This window comes from Stenotrophomonas sp. YIM B13575, assembly GCF_042787595.1.
In the GTDB taxonomy this organism is placed as follows: domain Bacteria; phylum Pseudomonadota; class Gammaproteobacteria; order Xanthomonadales; family Xanthomonadaceae; genus Stenotrophomonas; species Stenotrophomonas lactitubi_B.
In genome coordinates this window covers 1-18,762 of the sequence record NZ_JBHZOP010000082.1, presented here as the reverse complement: position 1 = coordinate 18,762, position 18,762 = coordinate 1, and the positions used below count along the sequence as shown (strand labels likewise).

The 18,762-nt window shown below is 66.5% G+C and carries 14 protein-coding genes; 4 read left to right on the top strand and 10 right to left on the bottom strand.

Translation table 11 applies throughout. From position 1 onward, the window contains the following. Entirely contained in the window at positions 1 to 3,162 is a 3,162-nt protein-coding gene (locus tag ACFX4F_RS13840) for an efflux RND transporter permease subunit (protein WP_099821004.1), read from the top strand. Positions 3,163 to 3,397: 235 nt separating this feature from the next. Here ACFX4F_RS13840 and ACFX4F_RS13835 read toward each other — a convergent pair whose 3' ends face one another. Then, positions 3,398 to 4,303, bottom strand: coding sequence for a LysR family transcriptional regulator (locus tag ACFX4F_RS13835; RefSeq protein WP_380656197.1), 906 nt, complete (start codon positions 4,301 to 4,303; stop codon positions 3,398 to 3,400). 116 nt (positions 4,304 to 4,419) lie between these two features. Between ACFX4F_RS13835 and ACFX4F_RS13830 the strand changes: the two genes are divergently transcribed. Together ACFX4F_RS13830 and ACFX4F_RS13825 are read left to right on the top strand one after the other, a co-directional pair. Continuing rightward, positions 4,420 to 5,193 (top strand): SDR family oxidoreductase, encoded by a 774-nt coding sequence (locus ACFX4F_RS13830; protein ID WP_380656194.1) that lies wholly within the window; start codon positions 4,420 to 4,422, stop codon positions 5,191 to 5,193. Positions 5,194 to 5,363: 170 nt separating this feature from the next. Next, positions 5,364 to 6,377 carry a hypothetical protein gene (locus ACFX4F_RS13825; protein WP_380656191.1) on the top strand — a complete coding sequence of 338 codons (1,014 nt, stop codon included), beginning with the start codon at positions 5,364 to 5,366 and terminating at the stop codon, positions 6,375 to 6,377. 97 nt (positions 6,378 to 6,474) lie between these two features. On the opposite strand, the gene leuB is transcribed toward ACFX4F_RS13825, so the two are convergent. From leuB to ilvC, 9 genes are all read right to left on the bottom strand, one after another. After that, on the bottom strand, positions 6,475 to 7,536 hold the full coding sequence (leuB, locus tag ACFX4F_RS13820; protein ID WP_380656189.1) for a 3-isopropylmalate dehydrogenase: 1,062 nt from the start codon (positions 7,534 to 7,536) through the stop codon (positions 6,475 to 6,477). Next, positions 7,526 to 8,104 (bottom strand): 3-isopropylmalate dehydratase small subunit, encoded by a 579-nt coding sequence (gene leuD, locus ACFX4F_RS13815; RefSeq protein WP_380656186.1) that lies wholly within the window; start codon positions 8,102 to 8,104, stop codon positions 7,526 to 7,528. Before leuD ends, leuB begins: the two co-directional genes overlap by 11 nt. Further along, positions 8,104 to 9,522, bottom strand: coding sequence for a 3-isopropylmalate dehydratase large subunit (gene leuC, locus ACFX4F_RS13810; protein WP_380656184.1), 1,419 nt, complete (start codon positions 9,520 to 9,522; stop codon positions 8,104 to 8,106). The genes leuD and leuC overlap by 1 nt, the downstream gene beginning before the upstream one ends. Positions 9,523 to 9,581: 59 nt before the next feature. Continuing rightward, positions 9,582 to 10,361: a trans-aconitate 2-methyltransferase gene (locus ACFX4F_RS13805; RefSeq protein ID WP_191078528.1), complete on the bottom strand. Its 780-nt coding sequence runs from the start codon at positions 10,359 to 10,361 to the stop codon at positions 9,582 to 9,584. 10 nt (positions 10,362 to 10,371) lie between these two features. Continuing rightward, entirely contained in the window at positions 10,372 to 11,958 is a 1,587-nt protein-coding gene (locus ACFX4F_RS13800) for a 2-isopropylmalate synthase (protein WP_100462697.1), read from the bottom strand. Beyond that, a complete protein-coding gene (locus ACFX4F_RS13795; protein WP_380656180.1) occupies positions 11,955 to 13,052 on the bottom strand; it encodes a threonine dehydratase in 1,098 nt (365 codons plus the stop codon). The genes ACFX4F_RS13800 and ACFX4F_RS13795 overlap by 4 nt, the downstream gene beginning before the upstream one ends. Positions 13,053 to 13,148: 96 nt before the next feature. Next, positions 13,149 to 13,400 (bottom strand): ACT domain-containing protein, encoded by a 252-nt coding sequence (locus ACFX4F_RS13790; protein WP_380656178.1) that lies wholly within the window; start codon positions 13,398 to 13,400, stop codon positions 13,149 to 13,151. After that, entirely contained in the window at positions 13,384 to 15,120 is a 1,737-nt protein-coding gene (ilvG, locus tag ACFX4F_RS13785) for an acetolactate synthase 2 catalytic subunit (protein WP_380656175.1), read from the bottom strand. Before ilvG ends, ACFX4F_RS13790 begins: the two co-directional genes overlap by 17 nt. Positions 15,121 to 15,157: 37 nt before the next feature. Then, on the bottom strand, positions 15,158 to 16,132 hold the full coding sequence (gene ilvC / locus ACFX4F_RS13780) for a ketol-acid reductoisomerase (RefSeq protein WP_099821015.1): 975 nt from the start codon (positions 16,130 to 16,132) through the stop codon (positions 15,158 to 15,160). Positions 16,133 to 16,863: 731 nt separating this feature from the next. Between ilvC and ggt the strand changes: the two genes are divergently transcribed. Next, entirely contained in the window at positions 16,864 to 18,582 is a 1,719-nt protein-coding gene (ggt, locus tag ACFX4F_RS13775) for a gamma-glutamyltransferase (RefSeq protein WP_380656173.1), read from the top strand. The last annotated feature ends 180 nt before the right edge of the window (positions 18,583 to 18,762 follow it).

Here is an 18,762-nt window from a genome sequence, read left to right as displayed (position 1 = left end):
GTGCGCCGCTTCAATCTCTCCGAATGGGCGCTGGGCAACCGTGCGCTGGTGTTGTTCGCGATGCTGGCGTTCGCGGTCATCGGTGCCTGGTCGTACAAGCACCTGGGCCAGTCCGAAGATCCGCCGTTCACCTTCAAGGCGATGGTGGTACGCACGATGTGGCCGGGCGCCACCGCCGAGCAGGTCTCGCGGCAGGTGACCGAGCCGATCGAGAAAGCTCTGATGAACACCGGCGAGTACGAATTCATCCGTTCGTACTCGCGGCCGGGCGAGTCGCAGGTGATCTTCATGGCGCGCGACAGCCTGCGCTCCAAGCAGATCCCGGACCTGTGGTACCAGGTGCGCAAGCGCGTGGGCGATATCCGCGCGACGCTGCCGAGGGAGATCGTCGGGCCCTTCTACAACGATGAGTTCGGCGACACGTTCGGCAACATCTATGCGCTGACCGGCGAAGGCTTCGACTACGCGGTGATGCGCGACTATGCCGATCGCATCCAGCTGGAACTGCAGCGCGTGCCCGACGTTGGCAAGATCGACCTGGTCGGCCTGCAGGACGAGAAGGTGTGGATCGAGCTGTCCAACACCAAGCTGGCCACGCTGGGCGTATCGCTGCAGCAGGTGCAGCAGGCCTTGGCCGATCAGAACGCGGTTTCCGCCACCAGTTTCTTCGAGACTCCGACCGACCGCGTGCAGCTGCGCGTGACCGGCCAGTTCGATTCGATCGAGGACATCCGCAGATTCCCGATCCAGGCCGGCGAACGTACGCTGCACTTGGGCGACATTGCCGAGGTCAAGCGCGGCTTTGCCGATCCCTCTTCGCCGAAGATGCGCTTCATGGGCCAGGATGCGATCGGCCTGGCGGTGGCGATGAAGGACGGCGGTGACATCCTCAAGCTGGGTGCCACCCTGGATGCCGAGTTCGAACGCCTGCAGAAGACCCTGCCGGCCGGCATGCAGCTGCGCAAGGTGTCCGACCAGCCGCATGCGGTGGAAGAGTCGGTGGGCGAGTTCGTGCAGGTACTCACCGAAGCGGTGGTGATCGTGCTGCTGGTCAGCTTCTTCTCGCTGGGCCTGCGTACCGGCCTGGTGGTGGGCGTGACCATTCCGCTGGTGCTGGCGATGACCTTCTTCGTCATGCACTACTTCGACATCGGCCTGCACAAGATTTCGCTGGGTGCGCTGGTGCTGGCACTGGGCCTGCTGGTGGACGATGCGATCATCGCGGTGGAGATGATGGCCACCAAGATGGAGCAGGGCTACGACCGCCTGCGCGCGGCCAGTTTCGCCTGGGAATCCACCGCCTTCCCGATGTTGACCGGCACCCTGATCACTGCTGCCGGCTTCCTGCCCATCGCCACTGCCGCATCGAGCACCGGTGAATACACCCGCTCGCTGTTCCAGGTAGTGACCATCGCGTTGGTGGTGTCATGGATCGCGGCAGTGCTGTTCATCCCGTACCTGGGCGACAAGATGCTGCCGGACCTGTTCAATCCGCAGCTGCCGAAGCCGGACAGTCTGGCCGGTCGCTGGCGTGCCAAGCGCCTGCAGTGGGCAGACCGGCATCCGGCACTCGCGCGCTGGATCGCTCCGAAGGAGCATGCGCACGACCATGATCCGTACCAGCGGCCGTTCTACACCCGTTTCCGGGCCTTCCTGGATACCTGCCTGCGCCATCGCTGGTGGGTGATCGGCGCGACCATCGCGCTGTTCATCGGTTCGCTGATGCTGTTCCGCTTCGTGCCGCAGCAGTTCTTCCCCGACTCGACCCGCCCGGAACTGATGGTGGACATCGAGCTGGCCGAAGGTGCGTCGCTGGCCGCGACCCAGGCACAGGCCGACAAGCTGGAGAAGCTGTTGAAGGGCCGCGAAGGCATCAGCAACTACGTGGCCTACGTCGGCACCGGTTCTCCGCGCTTCTACCTGCCGTTGGACCAGCAGCTGCCGGCCACCAACTTCGCCCAGTTCGTGGTGCTCACCGAAGACGCCAAGGCCCGCGAATCGACCCGCGACTGGATGCTGAAGGACGTGATCAGGCAGTTCCCGGATGTGCAGATGCGCGTGACGCGCTTGGAGAACGGCCCGCCGGTCGGCTATCCGGTGCAGATGCGCGTGTCCGGCGAGCACATCGCGCAGGTGCAGGCGATTGCGCGCAAGGTCGAGGCCAAGGTGCGCGAGAACCCGCACGTGATGAACGTGAACCTGGACTGGAGCGAGCCGAGCAAGGTGGTGCGGCTGGTGATCGACCAGGATCGTGCACGCGCGCTGGGTGTCAGCAGTGCCCAGGTCAGCCAGTTCCTCAGCAGTTCGTTGTCGGGCATGAGCGTGAGCACCTATCGTGAAGGCAACCGCCAGATCGAGATGTTGCTGCGTGGCCCGGACAACGAGCGCGCGCAGCTGGACCTGCTCGGCAGCCTGGCGATTCCGACCAGCAGTGGCACCGCGGTGACGTTGTCGCAGGTCGCGCGGCTGGAATACGCCTTCGAGGACGGCATCATCTGGCACCGCAACCGCCTGCCGACGGTGACCGTGCGTGCCGACATCAGCGATGGCAAGCAGCCGTTGGACGTGGTGCAGCAGATCGTGCCGACGCTGGATGGCATCCGTGCCGAATTGCCCAGCGGCTACCTGCTGGAAACCGGCGGCTCGGTGGAGGATTCGGCACGCGGCCAGAACTCGATCAAGGCCGGCATGCCGCTGTTCCTGATCGTGGTGGCCACGTTGCTGATGCTGCAGCTGCGCAGCTTCTCGCGTGCGGCGATGGTGCTGGTGACCGCGCCGCTGGGCATCATCGGTGCGACGTTGTTCCTGCTGCTGTTCCGCGCGCCGTTCGGCTTCGTGGCGTTGCTGGGCACCATCGCGCTGGCGGGCATGATCATGCGTAATTCAGTGATCCTGATCGACCAGATCCAGCAGGACATCGATGCCGGGCATGACCGCTGGCATTCGATCATCGATGCGACGGTGCGGCGTTTCCGCCCGATCGTGCTGACCGCGCTGGCGGCGGTGCTGGCGATGATTCCGCTGTCGCGCAGTGCGTTCTACGGTTCGATGGCGATTTCGATCATGGGTGGGTTGATCGTGGGCACGGTGCTGACGCTGGTGTTCCTGCCGGCGTTGTATGCGGCGTGGTTCCGGGTCAAGCCGGACGAATCCGGGGCGTAATGCCCCGGGTTTCCCGGGCCGCCGCCCCTGGTAGGTGCCAACCTTGGTTGGCACGGATGCGTGGCCCGCCCATCCACGCATGGCGTGGATCTACTGAGGTTGGCCACCGCCCTGGTAGGTGCCAACCTTGGTTGGCACGGATGCATGCATCCACGCGTGGCGTGGATCTACCAGTAGAGCCACCCCATGGGTGGCTGCGGATGTCCTGGCCCGCCCATCCACGCATGGCGTGGATCTACTGCAACTGCAAGCCGTCCCGCAACAAGGGCTCCAGCCAATCCAGGAACACCTGCACACGCCGCGCGCGATGCTGCCGATGCGGCAGCAGCAAGGTCACCGGCAACGGCTGCGCGACATACTGCGGCATTACTTCCACCAGCGCGCCCGACTGCAGTTCCGCCTGCACGTCGTAGCGCGGAATCTGCAGCAGCCCCAGCCCCGCGACGCAGCAGGCAATCGATGCCTCGGCGTTGTTCACCCGCACCCAGCCGGTCATCGGCAGCGTGCGCAGCTGCGCGCCGTCCTGCCATTCCCACGGCTCCACCCGCGCCGTGGTCGGCGATGCGTAGTTCACCGCACGGTGCTGCTGCAGGTCGGCAGGATGCTGCGGTACGCCGTGTTCGCGCAGGTAGGCCGGTGCGGCAACATTGACGAAGTCGAGCTGGCCCAGCTCGCGGGCGACCAGGCTGGAGTCACCCAGTTGGCCGACTCTCAGCACCCCATCGCAGCCGTCCTCGATCAGATTCACCGCGCGATCGGTCATGCCCAGGTCCAGCTCGACCTGCGGATGCCGTGCGAAGAAGTCGGGCAGGGCCGGGGCGATGATGCGGCGACCGATCCGGCTGGGCACATCGATCTTCAACAGGCCCCTCGGCTGCGCATCTTCCTGCCGGAACAGCGACTCGGCATCTTCCATTTCGGCGATCAGACGCAGGCAGCGCACGTAGAAGGTGTCGCCATCGTGGGTGGTCGAGACCCTGCGGGTGGAGCGCTGCAGCAGGCGGGTGCCGAGCCGCTGCTCCAGTTCTGCCACGGCTGCCGAGACGGTGGAGCGGGGCAGACCTAGCTGATCGGCGGCGCGGGTGAAGCTGGTGCACTCCACCACCCGGGCAAAGATGCGGAAACGCTCGATCCGGTCCATTGTTCGCCCACCCTGGAAAGTTAAGTCAATGTTGCGGGCTTTATCCGCAATTTCTGCACGATATCGTCGTCTGCACAGGGTTGCCAGCCCGGCAGCCCCTTACCGGGACCGATGCCATGACCGACCACCGTATCCAGGGCAAGACCGTGCTGATCGCCGGTGGCGCCAAGAATCTCGGCGGGCTGATCGCCCGCGACTTCGCCGAGCAGGGCGCCAAGGCCATCGTCATCCACTACAACAGCGCCGCCACCCAGGCCGATGCCGAGGCGACCGTTGCCGCCGTGCAGGCCGCAGGTGCGAAGGCCGTGGCGTTGCAGGCCGATCTGACCTCGGCGGCGGCGATGGAGCGCCTGTTCGCCGACGCGGTTGCCGCCGTCGGTCGCCCTGACATCGCGATCAACACCGTCGGCAAAGTGCTGAAGAAGCCGATGCTGGAGATCAGCGAGGTGGAGTACGACCAGATGAGCGCGGTCAATGCGAAGACGGCGTTCTTCTTCCTCAAGGAAGCCGGGCGCCATGTCAACGACGGCGGCCGCATCTGCACGCTGGTCACTTCACTGCTCGGCGCGTTCACGCCTTTCTATTCCAGCTACGCAGGTACAAAGGCGCCGGTGGAGCACTTCACCCGCGCAGCATCGAAGGAGTTTGGCGAGCGCGGGATCTCCGTAACCGCGATCGGCCCCGGGCCGATGGATACGCCGTTCTTCTATCCGGCCGAGAGTGCCGATGCGCAGGCCTATCACAAGACTGCGGCGGCGCTGTCGCCTTTCACCCGTACCGGCCTGACCGACATCGCCGACATCGTGCCGTGGATCCGCTTCCTGGTGACCGATGGCTGGTGGATGACCGGGCAGACCATCCTGGTCAACGGTGGTTACACCACCAAGTAGAGACACGCGAGGCTTGAATTCGTGCCGTAGATCCACGCCATGCGTGGGTGCTCCTGGCTTCCAATACGTTCATCCACGCATGGCGTGGATCTACTGTTGGTCCCCAAGTGGACAGCATCTGGGCGTTCACGGGCACAATAGCGGCCAGTTCCAGGGCCGGAGCGCCTGCCATGTTCTTCCGCACGACCTGCACCTCGGCGCTGCTGCTGGTCGCCTGCAGCGGCTCTGCCACTGCGCAGACGGCAGACGCCGATGCTCTGCCGTTCCTGCATGACCTGCGGGACATACTTGAGTGCGGTGCGAGTGCGGACGTCCAGCAGGCCGTCGTCAGCCGCCTGCGCGCGGCACGCTATGCCGACGCGGCCGAACGACTGCCGTACCTGCGCGACTGGCGATTCGAGCAGGAGGGCGAGGATGACGATCACCGGGTGACCGTCATTACTCCGCCACAGTCGATGACCGTCCACGGTGTCGAAGTACCGCGGTTGTTCGCTGATGCACTCGGTTTCTCAGTTGCGCTGGACTCCGCACAGCGCGATCGTATCGTCGCTGCGTACGGCTTGCGGCTGCAGTCGAGCACGCTGCAGGAGCCGTTCGAGCTATGGTCGACGCCCTACACGCCGATCATCGTGCGCAGTGCGGGCGACGGCTATCGACTGGGTTGCGCTCCTGCCACGAAGGGTAACGGGCCAGCCGTACGACAGCTGCCGGTTGTTGAAGTCCAGGACCTGCAGAATGCCATTCACTGCCGCGCTGACGAAGGAAGCATGCGCCGGCTGCAGGCGTTCTGGCAGCGGCTTTACGAACAGCCGCAGTTCGAATGGCCGCAGGAAGTCCGTTCGGTCAACGAGGTGAACTACAGCGTCGATGATGATGATCTGCACCTGCTGCTGATCGGATTGCAGGCGCCCATCCAGGCCCACGGCGTTTCCACACACACGATTGCGCTGGCGTTCGGTGGCTTCTTCGGCGCGGATCTTGGCGACGTTGCGCTGGAGCCCGTGCTTGCCCAGGCAGGCTTGGATACCTCGCACAGGGTCGGCAAGGCTGCCTGGCAGCGCCTGTTGCCGCCGGTTGCTTTCAGCGGTGGCAGTTGGATCCCACAGCACATCGTGATGCGCACCAACGAAGGCCGCGTTGTTGCCGGTTGCGCCAGCGATTACGCGCGCAGCACCACGCGCTGAGCTGATCTCATGCCGGGCAACCAACAGCAGGCGGGGTAGGGCGGCGCTACCGATCGGCATGCAAAGGGTGCCGGGCATGTCCCGGCACCCGCGTGTGTCATCCCAGCTTGGCCAGCACCGCGTCGGTGGCCGTCGCCGTACTCACGGCCGAACCCTTTGCCGCCAGATCGGCAGTGAACACGCCATCGTCCAGCACTGCGTGCACCGCCGCTTCCACCGCTGCGGCTTCGGCTTCCAGGCCCAGCGAATGGCGCAGCAGCATCGCCGCACTGAAAATCGTCGCGTAGGGGTTGGCGATGCCCTTGCCGGCGATGTCCGGTGCCGAACCATGGATCGGCTCGTAGATGCCCACCGCACCCGGCTCGCCCAGCGATGCCGATGGCAGCAGGCCCAGCGAGCCGGCCAGCATCGAGGCCTCATCGGTAAGGATGTCGCCGAACATGTTCTCGGTCACGATCACGTCGTATTCGCGCGGCTTGGCCAGCAGGTGCATGGCCATCGAATCGACCAGTTGGTGTTCCAGCGCGACGTCCGGGAACTCCTCGCGGCCGATGCGCGCGGCCACGTCACGCCACAGGCGTGAGGTTTCCAGCACGTTGGCCTTGTCCACCGAGGTGACCTTGCCGCGCCGCTGCTGCGCCAGGCGGAAGGCAGTGCGCAGCACACGCTCGATCTCGACCACGGTGTAGCGGCACAGATCGCTGGCGCTGTCGGCATCGCGGGTCTTGTCGCCGAAGTAGATGCCACCGGTCAGTTCGCGCACCACCACGAAGTCCACGCCCTGCAGCAGCTCGGCCTTGATCGGCGAGGCGTGCAGTGCCGCTTCGTGGGTGCGCACCGGACGCAGGTTGGCATACAGGCCCAGCGCCTTGCGGATCGCCAGCAGGCCCTGCTCCGGGCGCACCTTGGCGTTAGGGTCGGACCACTTCGGGCCGCCCACCGCGCCCAGCAGCACCGCGTTGGCGGCCTGGCAGGCGGCCAGGGTAGAGGCTGGCAACGGCTCGCCGTGACGGTCGATGGCGATGCCACCGATATCGTGCTCGCTGAAGGTGAAGGTGTGGTTGAAGCGTTCGGCCACGGCGTTCAGAACGGCGACCGCAGCGGCGGCCACTTCCGGGCCGATACCATCACCGGGCAGGACAACAATCTCAGCGTGCATGCTCACCCTCGTAACGTTCGATTTCAGGGACACGGCCCAACAGATAACCCAATTGATCGACGCCTTCCAGCAGGCAGGTCTGCGAGAAGCCGTCCAACGGGAAGGAGTAGACGCGGCCATCGGGTGTGCGCAGTTCGCGCGTGGCCACGTCGATGGTCAGTTCATCGTCCGGGCGCTGCATCAGCACCTGCACGTCGGCTTCGTCCAGCACGATCGGCAGCAGGCCGTTCTTCAGCGAATTGCCGCGGAAGATATCGGCGATCTCGCTGCTGACGATGGCGCGCAGGCCGAGGTCGGTCAGCGCCCACGGCGCATGCTCGCGCGATGAGCCGCAGCCGAAGTTGCGCCCGGCCAGCAGGATACTGCGGCCGGCGTTGTGCGGCTGGTTGAAGGCGAAGTCGGCCACCGGGGAGCCATCGGCCTGCCAGCGCCAGTCGTTGAACGCGTTGCGGCCCAGGCCGGCGCGCTCGGTGGTGGACAGGAACCGCGCCGGAATGATCTGGTCGGTATCGATATTGGTCTGGCGCAGCACCACGCTGGCCGAACGCAGGGTGCGGAAGCCGCTCATCAGGCCACCTCCTGTGCGAACAGTTCACGGGCATCGGCCACGTGGCCCTGCACGGCGGCCCAGGCGGCACTCATCGGCGAGGCCAGCAGGGTGCGCGAGCCCGGGCCCTGGCGGCCCTCGAAATTGCGGTTGCTGGTGCTGACTGCCAGTTGGCCGGGGGCGACCAGATCGCCATTCATGGCGATGCACATCGAACAACCCGGCTCGCGCCACTCGGCACCGGCCGCGCGCACGATCTCGTGGATGCCCTCGGCTTCGGCTTGGCGCTTGACGATTTCCGAGCCGGGCACCACCAGCATGCGCACGCGCTCGGCGATGCGACGACCGCGCAGCACCTGCGCTACTTCGCGCATGTCGCTCAGGCGGCCGTTGGTGCAGGAGCCGACGAAGACCACGTCCACCGGTGTGCCGGCCAGCGTCTGTCCCGCCTGGAAGTGCATGTAATCCAGGCCCTTCTGCGCGGCGGCATCGTTGGCTGCCGGGATCGGCGCGTCCACCGCGATGGCGGTGCCGGGGTGGGTGCCCCAGGTCAGGGTCGGGCGGATATGGGCAGCATCGATGTGCACCTCGCTGTCGAAGCGCGCGCCTTCATCGCTGCGCAGCTGCGTCCAGCGGGCCACGGCGGTGTCGAAGTCGGCGCCCTTCGGGCCGCGTGGGGTATTGGCAACGAAGTCGAACGTCACCTGGTCGGGAGCGACCATGCCGGCGCGTGCACCGGCTTCGATCGACATGTTGCACAGGGTCATGCGCTGTTCCATGTCCATCGCTTCGATGGTGCTGCCGCGGAACTCGATCACGTGGCCGGTGCCGCCATTGACGCCGATCACGCCGATGATGTGCAGGACCACGTCCTTGGCGCCGACGCCGGGTGCCAGAGGGCCATCGACGGTGATCGCGAAGGTCTTCGCCTTGCGCTGCAGCAGGCACTGCGTGGCCAGCACATGGCCGACTTCGCTGGTACCGATGCCGAAGGCCAGCGACCCGAACGCGCCGTGGGTGGAGGTGTGGCTGTCGCCGCAGACGATGGTCATGCCGGGCTGGGTGAAGCCCTGTTCCGGGGCGATCACGTGGACGATGCCGCGATTGTCCGAGGCCATGTCGAACAGTTCGATGCCGTGCTCGGCGCAGTTGCGTGCCAGCATGGCGACCTGCGCTTCGGACGCGGCGCTGGCGTAGGGCAGGGTGCCATCGGCGGCGGGCGGCAGGGTCGGCGTGGAGTGGTCCATCGTCGCCTTGGTCCGATCCGGACGGCGCGGCTTCAGGCCGCGCTCGCGCAGTTCGGTGAAGGCCTGCGGCGAGGTCACTTCATGGATCAGGTGCAGGTCGATATACAGCACGGCGGGCGCGCTGTCGGTTTCTGGAACCACCACGTGGGCGTCCCACAGTTTGTCGTACAGGGTGCGGGGTGCGGAAGTCATGCGTTTGCCTGGCAGGAGTACGAAGTAGCGGACATCGAAGAGAAAGTAACAGGGTCGGGTCAGCGGCGCCGCGCGAGCACGCGCAGGCGCACGTAGTCGGCCAGCGGCTGGCCAGCGGCGTTGCGCGGCAGATCCGCCAGCAGGGCGGCGGCGGCATCGCGCACGGTGGCGCGCGCGTCGGCCGGCAGGTCGTCCAGCAGCGGTGCGGCGAACACCCGCAGCCAGCCGGCAACGCCGGTCGGCAGCGCGGTCGGGCGTGGCAGGCATTCGATCAGCTGCACCTGGAAGCCATGCTGGCGCAGGCGTTCGGCGTAGGCATCGGCGCTGGGGAAGTACCACTGGAATGCGCTGGCACCGTGGCCATGGGCGACGCGCGCGGCCTGTACCGCCGCAACGATCGTGGCCACGTTGCCATGACCGCCGAACTCGGCGACGAAGCGGCCGCCGGGGCGCAGGGCGCGGCGAACGCCTTCCAGCACGCGATCCGGGTTGGGCATCCAATGCAGCGCCGCGTTGCTGAACACTGCATCGAACGCGCCCTCGAAGGTCAGCGCGTGGCCGTCCATCACCTGCGCATCGACACCCCGTGCACGGGCGGCGATCACCATTTCCGGCGAAGCATCGACGCCCTGCATGTGTGCGCCGCTGAGGGCCAGTTCGGTGGTGAGCACGCCATCGCCACAGCCCAGGTCGAGGATGCGCTCGCCGGCACGTGCGTCGAGCAGGCGCGCTACCGCGCCGCCGAGGGTCGGCACGAACCCGGCGTCGATCGCATAATCCTGGGCATTCCACTGCTGGCCAGCGCTGCTGGTGGTGGTTGCGGTGTCGAAGGCGCTCATCTCACATTCCTCAGGCAGTGGCGGTGGCAGGTGCTTCAGTACTGACGCCGGCGTTGGCCTGGCGCTGGCGCAGCAGGCGGTTGGCCACGTCCAGCCAGGCCAGCGCGGAGGCTTCGATGATGTCCTTGCTGGTGCCGGTACCGTCGTACTCGACGCCTTCGTGACGCACGCTCAGATTGGCTTCGCCGCGCGCATCGGCACCGATGCCGACGCTGTGCACGTGGTAGCTGTCCAGCATCAGCTGCACGCCGGTGGCGGCCGACAGCGCGCCGAACAGGGCATCGACCGGGCCATCGCCCTGTGCGGTCTCGGCCACGCGGTTGCCGTCCGGGTCGGACAGTTCGACCAGCGCATTGGCGCGGCTGCCGACATCGCTGATGGTCATCGAGGCCAGGCGGTAGCCCTGTGCGTTGGAGCCGCCCTGCATCAGTGTCTGCAGGTCGGCGTCGGTGACCACGCGTTGCTGCTCGCACAGGCCCTTGAACTGCTCGAACACCAGCTTCAGCTCGTCTTCTTCCAGCCAGAAGCCCAGCGCGCGCAGGCGCGCTTCGACGGCGGCGCGGCCACTGTGGCGGCCCAGCACCATCTGCGAGTCTTCCCAGCCCACGTCTTCCGGACGCATGATTTCGTAGGTGCCGCGATGGCGCAGCATGCCGTGCTGGTGGATACCCGATTCATGGGCGAAGGCATTGGCACCGACGATGGCCTTGTTGCGCTGTACCGGCATGCCGACCAGGCGCTGCAACAGCTGCGAGGTGCCGACGATGCGCGGGGTGTCGATGGCGGTGTCCTGCTCGTAGAACGCCTGGCGCACCTTCAGCACCATCGCGATCTCTTCCAGCGAGCAGTTGCCGGCGCGTTCGCCGATGCCGTTGACGGTGCATTCGACCTGGCGCGCGCCGCCTTCGATGGCGGCCAGCGAATTGGCCACGGCCAGGCCCAGGTCGTTGTGGCAGTGTGCGCTGAAGATCACGTTGCCTGCGTTCGGCACGTCGGCGACGCCAGCGATGACCTGCTGGAACATCGTGCGGATCTCTTCCGGCGTGGTGAAGCCCACGGTGTCGGGCAGGTTGATGGTGGTGGCGCCGGCAGCGATCGCCACGCGCGAGACCTCGATCAGGTAATCCAGTTCGGTGCGGGTGGCGTCCTCGGCGGAGAACTCGACGTCATCGATGTAGGAGCGGGCCAGCGCTACGTGCCGGCGTACCGATTCCAGTACCTGCTCGCGGGTCATCCGCAGCTTGTGCTCACGGTGCAGCGGGCTGGTCGACAGGAACACATGCAGGCGCGGGTTGGCCGCCGCTTCCAGTGCACGCGCCGAGGTCTCGATGTCAGCCTGCAGGCAGCGTGACAGCACCGCCAGGCTCAGGCTTGGGCGGCGCAGTTCGCGGCCGATCAGGGCCATCGCTTCGCGGTCGGACTGCGAGCTGGCCGGGAAGCCGGTCTCGATGATGTCCACGCCCAGTTCGTCCAGCGCACGCGCCATCACCAGCTTCTGCGGCGGGCTCATGCTGCAGCCGGGGGACTGCTCGCCGTCACGCAGGGTGGTGTCGAAGATGCGGATGCGCGGGGTGGTAATTCGTTCGATGGTGGTCACAGGGAAATCTCCTCGACAGCGGGTGCGACGGCTTGCAGGGGGGAAGGGGAAGGGGAAGGCGTGGGGAAAGCGGTGGCGGTCGCCTTGCCGGGCGAACGCGGAGTTTCTGCCCGGCGTCGGCGCGGTTTGCGTGGCGGGCGCGGACGGATGTCGGTGAGCAGGCCGGCGAGCACGCCGGCATCGATGTTGCCGCCGGAGACGACCGCGCACTTGCGGCGGCCGGCGACGCGACGGCCGGCGGCCAGTGCCAGCGCACCGGCGCCCTCGGCGATGATGTGTTCTTCCAGTGCCAGCCGCACCAGGGTCTCGCGCAGTTCGGCTTCGCGCACGATCACCACATCGTCCAGCAGCGAGGTGCACAGGCGGCGGGTCAGAAAACCGGGGATCTTCACCCGCACGCCATCGGCCAGCGACGGCACAGGATTGATCTCGCGCACGTCGCCGCGGATCGCTCGTGCCATCGAATCGACGCCCTCGACCTGCGCACCGACGATGCGCACGCCCTGCGACTTCAGTGCCAGCGCGACGCCGGAGGCCAGGCCACCACCGCCGATCGGTACGATCACCACGTCCGGCGCATGCGCGGCCAGCTCGATGCCGACGGTGCCCTGACCGGCGATGACATCGGCATCGTCGAACGCGGACAGGAAGCGGTAGCCGTGGCGCTGCGCCAGCTCGACGGCGAACGCGTAGGCCTCGTCATAACTGTTGCCATGCTGGCGCACCGTCGCGCCCCAATGGGCGACGCCAGCGATCTTGGTGGCCGGTGCGCCATGCGGCATCACGGCAATGGCCGGCACATCCAGGCGATAGGCGGCCCAGGCCACGCCCTGCGCGTGGTTGCCGGCCGAGGCGCAGATCACCGGCCGGGTATCGCCACGTTCGCGGGCGGCCAGCAGGGCATTCAGCGCGCCGCGCACCTTGTACGAGCCGGTGCGCTGCAGGTTCTCCAGCTTCAGCCAGGTGCCGAAGCGCTCGGCATGGTGCAGCGGAGTGGGCGGCAGGAAGCGGCGCAGGCGGGCCTGCGCAGCCAGTACGTCGGCAACGGTTACGTCGCCGACATCGCTTTCCGTGCTGGCATCAGCGGCCGGCATGGGCCACCAGCAGGGTGTTGCCGACCACCGCCTGCGGGCACGGGCGGCGAAGAAGACGCCTCCGTACCGGCACCGTGCTGAATACGGTACGGGCGTTCATGCGGATACTCCTTCCAGTGCGGTCATCTGCACCGAAACGCAGTCGTAGATCTTTTCCATCTGCCGGCACAGCGTTTCCGGCGGGCGCTGGCTGTCCACCACCAGTTGCAGGTGCCAACGACCATCATCGGCGGCCACCGGCGCACCGGTGATCGCGTGCGGTGCGAAGCCGCGGCGTTCGGCCATGCCGATCACGCGCAGCAGCGCGCCCTCGGCCGGTTGCAGCACCAGGTCAAGCCGGTATTGCATTGGGGATCTCCTGGCGTGCATGTGCAGGGTTGCTTTCCAGCATGGTGCTGTTGGCGGTATTGGGCGGCACCAGCGGCCACACGTTCGCGCGTGCATCGATGGCCACGTGCAGCAGGGCCGGGCCCGGCTCGGCCAGCAATGCGGCCAGGCCACCTTCGACGTCATCACGCGCATCGATGCGCGTGGCCGCGATGCCGAACACCTTGGCCAGAGCCACGAAGTCCGGGTTGTCGGACAGGTCGATCTCGCTGTAGCGCTCGGCGAAGAACAGCTCCTGCCACTGCCGCACCATCCCCAGCGAACTGTTGTCCAACAGGATGATCTTCACCGGCAGGCGGCAGCGGGCGATGGTCGCCAGCTCCTGCACGTTCATCATGAAGCTGCCATCGCCGGACACCAGCACCACGGTGCGCTCAGGGCAGGCGAACTGCGCGCCCATTGCTGCCGGCAGGCCGAAGCCCATCGTGCCCAGCGCACCGCTGGTCAGGTGGTTGCGCGGATGATTGAAGCGGCAGTGCTGCGCCACCCACATCTGGTGCTGGCCGACGTCGCAGGCGATCACCGTATCGGCCGGTGCCAGCTCGCTCAGCCGCTTCAGCAGCGCCGGGGCGTAGATGTGCTGGCCCGGTGCGTCGTAGCGGGCGGCAAAGCGGTCGCGATGCTGTGCGCAGCGCTTGCGCCACGCGTCCTGGTGGGCCTTGGGGGAGGGGAAGGCCGCACGCAGGGCGCGGATGGCATGGCCGACGTTGCCGGGTACGGCGACATCGGCGCTGCGCAGCTTGGAGATCTCGTACGCATCGGCATCGATGTGCACCACGCGGGCGAAGGGCGCGAACTCGGCCAGCTTGCCGGTCGCCCGATCATCGAAACGCGCACCCAGCACCAGCAGCAGGTCGCTCTCCTGCACGGCCATGTTCGCTGCACGGGTGCCGTGCATGCCCAGCATGCCCAGCGACTGCGGGTGCTGGGGAGGCAGCGCGCCCAGCCCGCGCAGGGTCATCACGGTCGGGATGGCGCTGGCTTCGACGAACGCGCGCAGGTCCTGCACGGCATCGCCCAGGGCAATGCCACCACCGGCATAGACCACCGGCTTTTCGGCCGCGGCCAATGCGGCGATGGCTTCGGCGATGGCGGCGTCGGCGGCGGCCGGCGGCGGTTCGACGCTGGCCGGCACATGCGCCGGCAGGTGGCTGGCATCGGCCAGCTGCACATCCTTGGGCAGGTCGATCAGCACCGGGCCGGGCCGGCCTTCGCGGGCGATGCGGAAGGCATCGGCCACCACGCGCGGCAGATCGTTGACGCTGCGCACCAGCCAGCTGTGCTTGACGATCGGCATGGTCAAGCCGAACACATCCAGTTCCTGGAACGCATCGGTGCCCAGCAGCGGCGTGGCCACCTGGCCGGTGATGCAGACCATCGGCACCGAATCGAGCATCGCATCGGCGATGCCGGTGACCAGGTTCGACGCGCCCGGCCCGGAGGTCGCCACGCAGACGCCGACCTGGCCACTGGCGCGCGCAAAGCCGTTGGCGGCCAGCGCCGCGCCCTGCTCATGGCGCACCAGGATGTGCTTCAGCGACGAATCCACCAGCGCGTCGTAGAACGGCATGATGGTGCCGCCCGGGTAGCCGAACAGCGTACGGACACCCTCGGCCTCCAGCGCCTGGGTCAGCCAGCGCGCGCCGTTGGGCGGCGCGCTGCGGTGTGTGGGAGAGTTCATGGGGGAACCTTGCAGAACGGGTGGGGGTGCCGCGTTGTTACGCGGCTTGACCTTGCAACCAGACCATCTTGGCGCGCAGTTCCTTGCCTACCTTCTCGATCGGATGCTCCAGGTCGGCCTGCTTGAACCTGTTGTAGTTCGGCAGGCCCGCCTCGTACTCGGCCACCCAGTTCTTGGTGAAGGTGCCGTCCTGGATGTCCTTCAGCACTTCCTTCATGCGCTCCTTGGTACCGGCGTCGATGACGCGCGGGCCGCTGACGTAGTCGCCGTACTGCGCTGTTTCGGAGATGAACTCCAACATGCGCGAGATGCCGCCTTCGTAGAACAGGTCGACGATCAGCTTCAGTTCGTGCAGCACTTCGTAGTAGGCGATTTCCGGCTGGTAACCGGCTTCCACCAGCGTCTCGAAGCCCGCCTGCACCAGCGCCGAAGCGCCGCCGCACAGCACCGCCTGCTCACCGAACAGATCGGTTTCGGTTTCTTCCTTGAAGGTGGTCTGGATCAGGTTGGCACGTGCGCCACCCAGGCCGCCGGCATAGGCAAGCGCGTACTCGGCGGCCTTGCCGCTCTTGTCCTGGTAGACCGCCCAGATGCACGGCACACCGCGGCCGATTTCATATTCGCGACGGACCAGCGCACCCGGGCCCTTCGGTGCGACCAGCACCACGTCCAGGTCGTCGCGCGGCTTGATCATGTCGAAGTGCACGTTCAAGCCATGCGCGAACAGCAGCACCGCGCCCTGCTTCATGTTCGGTGCCAGCACGTCCTCGTACAGCTTCTTCTGCACCATGTCCGGGGTCAGCACTGCGACCAGGTCGGCATCCTTCACTGCATCAGCCGGTGCCTTCACGGTGAAGCCATCGGCCTGCGCCTTGACCTCGGTGGGGCCGCCCGGGCGCAGGCCTACCACCACATCGAAGCCGGATTCACGCAGGTTCAGCGCGTGCGCGCGGCCCTGGCTGCCGTAGCCGATGACGGCGATCTTGGTCTGGGGCAGTTCGTTGGTGCTCATGGGGGAGGTTCCTTGCGGGTGGGAAGAAAAAAGACGGCCGGCAGTCGAAGCGACGTACCGGCCGGTCAGGGAAAAGTGGGGAGGGCAGCGCCGCGCGTCGCGCAGGTACTGCCACCACGAGGATTCGTGGTGCAGCGGGTCCGGGTTGTGCGATGGGCGTTGGTCATGGTGGTTGCGTCTGAAACCAGGTCCTGAAATGAAAAAACCCGCACCTGGGCGGGTGCGGGTTTTGATGAGTTCCGGTGTATTTGCTGCTTACACGCTGGCTCGTCCCGCACCTGTTGGTTGGGTAATAAGTACGAGCACAAGAATCGAACGCAGCGAGGCGGCGCCGGTATCGGCGGCTTCGATGTGGGTTCGCGGTGGCGTGTTGTGATGCAACATGTGATCGAGAAAACCACAGCCGTTTCCGCGCTGTCAACCCTCGCAGCGATATTCCCGTCAGTTTCCACTGCATGCAGTGCAATCGCTTGTGGCACAAGGATGGTTGCCGCTGAAAGTGTTTCGGTGAACCCGAATTCACTCTTTTCAACCGGTTTTTTGCGCGGATTCGGGGTGATTTCGCCTTGGTAGGTGCCGACCTTGGTCCGCGCCGGAGTCATCGAAGCCGAAAGCAGTGCGGACCAAGATCCGCAGCCACCGAAGGGCGGCCGTCCATGACCTATGCCCGATGGCCCCTGATCGCCGCAGCAGCGAAGATCGGGTCACCACCCTTCCATCGGAACCCGACCGTGTCCCGACGTCTTGCCCGTTCCCTGCTGGCGGCTGCCGTGCTGGCTGCCGTGCCCATGCTGTCCCAGGCCGCCGACCGCATTACCGGCCACACCTTCGCCACCCGTTCGGAGGTGATCGCCCCGCATGCGATGGCCGCCACCTCGCAGCCGCTGGCCACGCAGATCGCGCTGGACGTGATGAAGGCCGGTGGCTCGGCCGTCGACGCCGCCATTGCGGCCAACGCCGCGCTGGGCCTGATGGAACCCACCGGCAACGGCGTCGGCGGCGACCTGTTCGCCATCGTGTGGGACCCGAAGACGCAGAAGCTCTACGGCTACAACGGCTCCGGCCGCTCGCCGAAGTCACTCACCCTGGCCGAGTTCCAGCGTCGTGGCCTGAAGGAGATTCCGGCCACCGGTCCGCTGCCGGTATCGGTGCCGGGCGCGGTGGACGGCTGGTTCGCGTTGCACGACCGGTTCGGCCGCAAGCCGATGGCCGACAACCTGGCGCCGGCCATCCGCTATGCGCGCGAGGGGCATCCCGTTGCCGAAGTGATCGCCTATTACTGGGATCGCTCGGTGCCGAAGCTGTCGCAGTATCCGGGTTTCAAGGAACAGTTCACCATCGACGGCCACGCCCCGCGCAAGGGAGAGATGTGGAAGAACCCGAACCTGGCCGACACCCTGCAGAAGATTGCCGACGGCGGGCGTGATGCTTTCTACAAGGGTGATATCGCCCACACCATCGGCGACTACTTCAAGAAGAATGGCGGCTACCTGAGCTACCAGGACATGGCCGACCATCATGGCGAGTGGGTTGAACCGGTCAGCAGCAACTACCGTGGCTATGACGTGTGGGAACTGCCGCCGAACAGCCAGGGCATCGCCGCACTGCAGATCCTCAACGTGCTGGAAGGCTACGACTTCTCGAAGATTCCGTTCGGCTCGCCCGAGCACGTGCACCTGTTCGTGGAAGCAAAGAAGCTGGCCTTCGCCGACCGTGCGCGCTTCTACGCCGACATGGCCTTCCAGCCGGCGCCGGTACAGAAGCTGATTTCCAAGGACTACGCCGCGCAGCGCCGTGCGCTGATCTCGATGGACAAGGCGCTGAAGGAAGTACAACCGGGTACGCCCAAGCAGCTGGAAGAGGGCGACACGATCTACATGACCGTGGCCGATGCCGACGGCATGATGGTGTCGCTGATCCAGTCCAACTACCGCGGCATGGGCAGCGGCATGGCACCGCCGGGGCTGGGCTTCATCCTGCAGGATCGCGGCGAGATGTTCGTGCTGCAGAAGAACCATCCCAATGGCTACGCACCGGGCAAGCGTCCCTTCCAGACCATCATTCCGGCCTTCATCACCAAGGGCGGCAAGCCGTATGCCAGCTTTGGCGTGATGGGCGGCGCGATGCAGCCACAGGGGCACGCGCAGATCGTGATGAACCTGGTGGACTTCGGCATGAACCTGCAGGAAGCCGGCGATGCGCCGCGCATCCAGCACGAAGGTTCGACCGAGCCGACTGGGCAGGCGACGGCGATGACCGATGGTGGCGAGGTCAACCTGGAGACCGGGTTCCCGTACGAGACGGTGCGTGCGCTGATGCGCAAGGGTCACCGCGTGGTGTTTGCCGATGGTCCGTACGGCGGCTACCAGGCGATCCTGCGTGATCCGGAGACCGGCGTATATTACGGCGCGTCGGAGAGTCGCAAGGATGGGCAGGCGGCGGGCTACTGAGGCTTCCCGGCCAACGGGCTGAGCCCCCTCTGCGGTGGGTTCAGAAGCGGGATCGCTCGTTGGGCCGGGTGGGTGGGCTGTTCGGGGGACGCCGCAAGTACGTCCTTGTAGGCTTGGCAGCCGCATCCATGCGGCTGACACCCCCGCCCAGCCCACCCACCCGGCCTCTGACAGTTTCCT